At 46.9% G+C, this 6330-nt stretch carries 6 protein-coding genes and 1 pseudogene; all 7 read left to right on the top strand.

The window, feature by feature from the left end:
- The first annotated feature begins 544 nt into the window (after positions 1-544).
- Positions 545-1204, top strand: a complete 660-nt coding sequence (gene trhA, locus C8R21_RS15065; protein ID WP_107763424.1) for a PAQR family membrane homeostasis protein TrhA — start codon at positions 545-547, stop codon at positions 1202-1204.
- 170 nt (positions 1205-1374) lie between these two features.
- Positions 1375-1584 (top strand): cold-shock protein, encoded by a 210-nt coding sequence (locus C8R21_RS15060; RefSeq protein WP_107763423.1) that lies wholly within the window; start codon positions 1375-1377, stop codon positions 1582-1584.
- Between the two features lie 427 nt (positions 1585-2011).
- Entirely contained in the window at positions 2012-3253 is a 1242-nt protein-coding gene (locus C8R21_RS15055) for a GAF domain-containing sensor histidine kinase (RefSeq protein ID WP_107763422.1), read from the top strand.
- 123 nt (positions 3254-3376) lie between these two features.
- A complete protein-coding gene (locus C8R21_RS15050) occupies positions 3377-4030 on the top strand; it encodes an SRPBCC family protein (protein ID WP_258192448.1) in 654 nt (217 codons plus the stop codon).
- Positions 4031-4239: 209 nt separating this feature from the next.
- A complete protein-coding gene (gene traD, locus C8R21_RS15045; protein ID WP_258192447.1) occupies positions 4240-4704 on the top strand; it encodes a conjugal transfer protein TraD in 465 nt (154 codons plus the stop codon).
- Positions 4705-4739: 35 nt separating this feature from the next.
- Positions 4740-5111: a hypothetical protein gene (locus tag C8R21_RS15040; protein ID WP_107763421.1), complete on the top strand. Its 372-nt coding sequence runs from the start codon at positions 4740-4742 to the stop codon at positions 5109-5111.
- 945 nt (positions 5112-6056) lie between these two features.
- A pseudogene (gene tnpA, locus C8R21_RS15035) lies at positions 6057-6242 on the top strand (IS200/IS605 family transposase); the annotation flags it as partial.
- Positions 6243-6330: the final 88 nt, after the last annotated feature.

Raw genomic sequence — 6330 nt, 5'->3', positions numbered from 1 at the left:
CGATTCCATAACCCGCGAAAACGGCGACAGCTGGAAATGCATCAGAAGCAGGATTTAGGCTTAACCAAACCGTCCGGAGAAATGGGGTAAAACCCGATCGTTGATGTTCTGGTGTGGCCAATAATCATTTGCTCTCACACATATTAAAAAGGATGTGACAGAGCGTCGATCGTAAATCCAAAACGTGTCTATTGATAGTATTTTGAGAGGGTTAAACGATCTATTACTAGGGCTCGCCTAGTGAGTGGACACTAAACAATGTTAGCCTTCTCCCTGCAAGAGGGGTACGTAAGCTAGGCGAGCTATACTGAAATTGTTCTGAACAAGAAAAATAATAGGACCTAACATGGATAAAAAAGAAAGCTAGAGCGTTATAAACAAGGCGAAAAGTCTGAATGTTTGGGTCAACGAGATCTTAGATAAGCGCATCAAGCTTATACTCAGTTAGTCCTTTCGCCTTTCCTTTATGGGAAAGACCCGACCGGCAGATAGTCAAACGTTCAAGGTGGGTTGTTAGAGAGGCGCCAAGATTAGCTCAAGTATCATGCCGTACTTCAATCAGTTGCCGCTAAAGCGTGAGCAGTCACAACCGGAAGAAATTGCAAATAGTATTAGCCATGGTATAGCCTTGGTCGCCGCACTCGTAGGGACTCCATTTCTCATCACTCATGCCGCCCGGTCCGGCGATACCAGATTCCTTGTGGGCACGAGTCTCTTCTCCGCGACTGTCATATTTCTTTATCTTGCCTCGACTATCTACCACGCGTTGCCGATAGGCAAGGCCAAGCGCGTGTTTAAAGTTGTCGAGCATTCTGCCATCTTTGTTCTTATCGGGGGCACATACACGCCATTCACGCTTGGCGTCCTTGATGGAGTATGGGGACGTGCCCTTCTCGTGGGAATTTGGGGTCTTGCGGTGGCCGGTATAATGCTCAAGGTATTCTATAAAGCCTCTTTACCCATTCTATCAACCATCCTCTATCTGCTCATGGGGTGGCTTGTTGTGATTGCGGCTGATCCATTGCTGGCCAGAATGCCATCACAGGGCTTGCTCTGGTTGAGCGCGGGAGGCATTTCTTACACACTCGGGGTAGTTTTTTTCGCACTCGATTCCCGGTTACGGTATGGTCACTTCGTGTGGCACCTCTTTGTGATAGCAGGCACCACATGCCATTACTTTGCCGTGCTCTGGTATGCTGCCTGACGGCGCGGTTGTGCAAAATAAAGTTTGATGTTCTTCAAATAGCGCGTATCCTACAGTAGGTCTTTGGATTCAAGCTGTAAAACGACACCTCTGGTTGACTCTTTCCCTTGATATTCAGTGACTGCCGCCTACAGATCATTGTGAGTGGAATATTATTAAGGAGAAATGACATGGCAACAGAAACAGGTGTTGTAAAATGGTTCAATGATTCAAAAGGTTTTGGCTTTATTACCCCAGATCAAGGTGGAAAAGATTTGTTTGCCCACTTCTCTTCAATTGTGGGCGAAGGTTTCAAGTCGCTGCAAGAGGCCCAGCGTGTCACTTTTGATGTGACAACCGGTCCCAAAGGTTTACAGGCAGCGAATATTAAACCCGAGTAAAAAATCAACAAAGCAAACGAAAATCCAAAATAGGATTTTCGTTTGAGAAATTATACTGTCCCAAGCGGGTTAGCCCGCGCCAGATTCTTTATCCCCCGAACTCCATACTATTTACAGTTATCCTGCTACGGAACTCCCCCTGGAGTGAATGACCTTGTTGCGCCACAGACCATGTCATCCGCTTCTTCTCCGCGCATTCCATTAAAAATATAGATATGACGTTCCGTTTCGGTTCCAGTCAAGCGACCCGGACCGAATAAAACCGAGACTCAACGGCAGCGGAATATCTTCTGAAGCTTTTCAGGAAACTCCCATTACCAGCAGGCGTGCTATGTTCAAGCTCGGGCCATCAGAGTAGATTCTGCCGGTAGAAAAAGACTGACTTCACAGGCTGAGCAGTTGCTTCCAAAAATTAATCGGTTGATATATGCCAGCGAATGAAACAGAGCGAACGCTCGTGTTGAAGCAATATGAGATATTGTTACCCATCCCAGATCGAACTCTAGATCGAATTACCGCACTCGCAGCACGCCTGTTTGACGTTCCGGTTGCAGTAATCGGAATTGTCGATAGGGATCATATCCGGCTTGTATCCGGCTGTGGTCTTGAAACCACCGAAATTGGATTTGTCCCGGAAGATCCGGCAATCACCATGCTACGTGATGCTCCCTATATTGTTGCAAATACGAAGATTGATACTAGCCCGCTTACAAAAACGCTTGCGGCCGGGGTAAAAGGTATGGGGTTTTATGCGGGTGCGCCCTTGATTACAGTTGGAGGTTTTAATCTGGGATCATTATGGATTATTGATCGAAAGCCTCGGATATTGAATGAGAAAGAATTTGCCAGCTTGCGGGATTTGGCCTATCTCATCATGGATCGGTTGGAATCAAGCCTAAACTTGAGCCGAATACTGACCCAGATAATTCGGAACAAAGATGCCACGAGAAAAATCAGCTTGGAGCAATCGGAAATTATTTCCAGTATGGGTCACGAATTACGAACGCCGCTAAATACCATACTCGGATTTGCTCAACTTTTGGAAATGGATAATCCACCTCCAACACCATCCCAAAAGGCAAATATTGAACATATTCTTGAATCGGGATGGTACCTGCTAAGTCTGGTTAATCAGCTCCTCCATTCTGCAGCAATTGAGTCGGGGAAGTTATTCCTGTCGCAAAAGCCATTATTGCTATTCACCATATTAGAAGAGTGCCAAACGATGATTAAATCCCAGGCACAGAAAAAGAATATCAAATTGAATTTTCCTCGATATGAAAATAAGCTTCCCGTGCATGTATTGGCAGACGAAACCAAGCTGAAGCAGGTTCTAATCAATCTTCTCACCAATGCGATCAAATATAACCGGGAGGGGGGTGATGTAACAGTGGAATATTCTCAAAATACCTCTGGGGTGACTCGCATTAGCATTCATGACACTGGCTCTGGATTAACACAAGATCAGCTCGACAAACTGTTTCAGCCGTTCAATCGCCTTGGTCGTGAGAGCGGTTCTGAGGAAGGTACTGGTATTGGGTTGGTCGTTACGAAAAAACTGGTTGAATTTATGGGAGGAGAAATCGGTGTTGAAAGTGTTGTCACGGCCGGCAGTACATTCTGGATTGCTCTGCCGTCAACCGAACGGCCCCAAATCAAAGATCAATGAAGGGTGGGGCAACGAACAGACCGTGGGGGCATGGTTCGGTAATATGAACGGTTTTCTTTAGGAAATCATCAACGGTTCGAATAAACGAGAACAGCTTTTGATAATTTTAATAATCTATAGTGCATGCCCGCGATCAGGATTAAGATCAAAGAGCCGACTTCCAAATCCCTGGGTTACCTCTCACTCAAGGAATCACCTTTCAAAGAGTATACCCATATGTTCAGTTTGCGATCGATATTTGATTCGAGACCGGTTCAACCGGTAGCTTCCAAAGCAAGTATTCTTATGAAGGGTTCTGCTGAGCAGATATTTCGCTATCTGGGCGATAATTTCTTTGAAAATTATCCAAAATGGTCTCCTGAAGTTAAAGAGCTTAAGCAAATCGGAGATCAACCAATGGGACCAGGAGTTACCGCAAGGCAGGTGCGTGTTGATGGTGGACACCGATCTGAATCCAAATTCAGAATTACGCTTTATGAACCCAACCGTTCCTTAGCTTTTGCAGGTATTTCCGAGCCTTTTCACTGCATGTACGAGATACAGGATGAAGGTAGAGAAGGTTTGGTCAAACTGATATTTACCTTCGAGTTGTTGGAGATGAAGATATTTATGCGACCCTTCGAACGACTAATACGCATCGCAGTTCAGCATGGAGCTGAGCGAACGGTACGTAATATAAAAAACCTGATCGAGGCTGACGCTGATATTGCAACTAACACATACGATACGGAGAGCTATACGACTACTCAAACATCGGACGAGAGGATAGCTGGATAGCAAGTCGCAAAGCAGACGAACCTGTGCGTTGACTTTACATCCATCGATCGGATACTTGACGTCGGACACCTATTTTCCGCTCGCTAACTCGCCGAGCTGGATATCTGATCACACTACCCCTCAAGATGAGGATTTACGGTCTCCAGCTTACTCTCACCTCTCTCGAAGCAGATAGAACGGGCCGTCAATCAATGAACCAGGAGGTGTTCATGTTGCACGACAAATGGCTTACCGTGAGACTGGCGTATCTACGTGGCCTCAAAGCACCCAGCGAACAACAACAACAGCTCCTCCTGCTGGCGGACAAGCTCAGGCGCACTGACGCAGACTCCCGTATCCTTGCCGCGTTAATCAAGGCGGAGGCGGCGGCCGAGCGGGCACAAAGGGCAAAGGCGGAAGCGGCCCGCCTTGCGGCAAGGGACGAGGAAGCAGCACGTATTCTGGAAGCGATCACCAGGGAGGCGGCCTTCAGAGAGCGTGACCAGGAATTGTACAATGCTGCCGAGTTGCTGATTCTCGCAGGTCTCGTGGATCCGGCAACCCGTACTCCGGCATTCGATCGAGGGGAGCTACTGGGTGCCCTGCTGGGGCTGGCAAATGTGCCGGCAGAGGATCCTAGAAGACGGGAGTGGAAACGTGCCGGAGATGCATTGCTCGCCGAGAAAACAAAATAAGAATCATAACCGTGCCGCTTTTATCCCTACCCAACATGCCCGTCAACATCAAGGTTGCTATCCAGGGACTTCGGGTCATCTTCCATTTCAACATAATTACGATAGAAGGTATCTTTGGCACGTCCATTCTGACGGGTTTTTTTGAAAGACATGTTGATCAGGTTCCTATACTTTTACCCATGATAACGTATTTTATCGAGGGTAAATTTGGCCGGAGCCAACTTTCAGAAACCACTTCAGAATTAAGTAAAATTGCGAAATTCTTCGCTCATCAGGAAACCTCGTCAGAATTAAGTGAAATTGCGAAATTCTTCGCTCATCAGGAAACCTCGTGGACGAGGCTTTTATCGTCCATCAGGTTTCCCAACAGGGTTGTCCATGGGGCAAGCCGGGCGCAGCAGCGTTGAAATCTATTCCTGTTGGCTCTCTAGTCAGTAACTCTTACACGAACAGGGTTAAAAATACCGGGCATACGAGTATCATCTCCACAATTATCGTCGTCGCTAATGTTAGGTCCTCCTGTATTTCCGACGATTTGGAACTCTTGGACAAGTCCTCCTACCACTGGAGGACGCTACAGCATTTCCTAGAGGCCCGCTTGGCCCCGAAGATCTGGAAACCTGCGGGAGAGCTAATTACATGAGTATCGGGGCGTCTGTCAGAAGCACGACTATTACTCGGTGCTTTTTTACTACTACAGCAGGCTATTTTTTTACGTATCTTCTTGATACGTTTCGTAAGGGGTGTTTGGACCGCAGTAATCCTGAAGCATGCATAAGGTCCCGTCCGGTCGGCTGGCCAATTGCTACTGTTCATACATGCTGAGGGAATTTGCTCTCTGCACTGCCCCTGATCTTGCCAAATTCGGAACCCTCACTGGTGCTTTCCTGAATTAAGGACGCAATGGGTAACACTGGTCGTGATATGAACACTTCCAAACTTACAGGTTTCTAATTTACACCGATCAAAGTGCTGTGTAATTCTTGTGTAATTGAGCAAGGAAAATTACACAAAGCACGAGAATAAGACAGAAGTTCCACCGGAGTTATTACGGATGAAACTTTTTAATATCAAAGTGTTGAGAAAGATTGGGAACCTCGTGGAAGAACAGCTTTGAATACTGTTAATCCGCAGGTCCCAGGTTCGAGCCCTGGTCGGGGAGCCATCCAGCCTTACTACGAACCGTATCAAATCCTGTTCTATTCACCAGTTTCTCCGCCCGATACTCGATTCTCACACCCTTGTCATTGACCACGATCTGGCTTAATTTTCCATCCCAAGGTTTAAACCACCGGCTTTAGCCGGTCAGCTTTAGCTGCGAAAATAATAAGCTGCACGAAGGGAGGTGCGGCATGGATTATAGATAGGGCAGTCATACAGTTTTTCAAATTGAATACCATTTTGTATGGGTAACGAAGTACCGGTACAAGGTTTTGCAGGGAGAGGTAGCGGAGCGAGTTCGAGAGTTGGTGCGAGAGACGTGCGAAGCCTTTGAGATCAGGATAGTGAAAGGGGTGGTGAGCAAGGATCACCTGAATCGCCCCGGTTTTCGTGGAGGCTTTTTGGTTTAAGTTAAACTTCTACCGTGGCCTTTTGGACCAATTGCTGATAATAGTTTGCTTCTGC

Source organism: Nitrosospira multiformis (assembly GCF_003050865.1).
Taxonomy (GTDB): domain Bacteria; phylum Pseudomonadota; class Gammaproteobacteria; order Burkholderiales; family Nitrosomonadaceae; genus Nitrosospira; species Nitrosospira multiformis_E.
This window is presented reverse-complemented; position numbering and strand designations above follow the sequence as displayed.